This window comes from Vibrio sp. 1069 (assembly GCF_033340555.1).
The window spans coordinates 1-608 of the sequence record NZ_JAWOWP010000578.1 but is presented as its reverse complement, the minus strand read 5'-3'; the positions used below and the strand labels follow the sequence as shown (position 1 = coordinate 608).

Below are 608 nucleotides of genomic sequence, written 5' to 3'. Positions count from 1 at the left end.
ATGGCGTTGTTCACCCAAACCAACTACTGGTTAACGGGACAATACGGCTATTTGGGGCACATCGATTTCACAAGTGCCGTGGTCTTTGCCAACCAAGCTCTGGTTATGGGCTTGGTTTACAGTTATCGCAGCCAATTTGCTCAGCAGCTCACCCTTGTTTATCAAGCCTACAGCTACTTATTGTGGGGCGTATTCGCGCTATTGACGGTATGGCTGAACAGCGTTGAATCGCCACTCATCACCAACAACGTATCGGCACAAGCCATGCCTGTGTTCAACATGCTTAGTTTAGGTTGGCTTCTGCCAGCGTGCATTCTCATTGCTGCGGTCGTTAGACGCTGGAATACGCTGCGTGTACACCGATTAGCGGTCGCATGTCTTGGCTTTGCATTAGCGGCCATTTGGCTAGGGATGTCGATTCGACAGTTCTGGCAAACCACGTCAATGACGCTGTTTCAACCGACCAGTATGGCGGAGTTGTTTAGCTACTCAGTGGCAGGATTAATGGTTGGTGGCGCTTTAACTTGGCGTGGCGTCACTCACAAGGCGATGATGATGCAACGCATCGGCTTAATTATACTGGCCTTTGTGGCGTTGAAAGTCTTCTT

At 50.0% G+C, this 608-nt stretch carries 1 protein-coding gene; it reads left to right on the top strand.

The annotated features are described in order from the left end of the window. The coding region (locus tag R7040_RS27845; RefSeq protein WP_318097801.1) for a DUF2339 domain-containing protein at positions 1 to 608 on the top strand (608 nt) is incomplete at both ends.